Origin of the sequence: Vibrio marinisediminis, from assembly GCF_014050145.1 — a bacterium.
Taxonomy (GTDB): Bacteria; Pseudomonadota; Gammaproteobacteria; order Enterobacterales; family Vibrionaceae; genus Vibrio; species Vibrio marinisediminis.
The window spans coordinates 1-259 of sequence record NZ_JACFYF010000298.1 but is presented as its reverse complement, the minus strand read 5'-3'; the positions used below and the strand labels follow the sequence as shown (position 1 = coordinate 259).

Here is a 259-nt window from a genome sequence, read left to right as displayed (position 1 = left end):
TTATTAGAATCTTCACCATCTAGCCAAACACGACCATAGTCAAAGCTTCCGTAAACTCCCATTTTTATAGGAATAACTGGAGTTTTCATTCTACTGAAACTATATCGTAAATCGGTGTTTTGGTATAAGGATTTCTTCCCTGTATATCGTTGGTTTCTATATCCGCGTAATCCATCTTGACCACCAATAACAGCAGCTTGGTAAAACTCAAATCCATCACCAAAATTTATATGACTTTTTACTTTGGAAGCTAATACCA

Annotated in this window: 1 protein-coding gene; it reads right to left on the bottom strand. The window is 35.5% G+C overall.

Annotation, left to right across the window (positions count from 1 at the left end; translation table 11 throughout):
- On the bottom strand, window positions 1-259 hold a 259-nt coding region (locus H2O73_RS24165), incomplete at both ends, for a ShlB/FhaC/HecB family hemolysin secretion/activation protein (protein ID WP_182110824.1).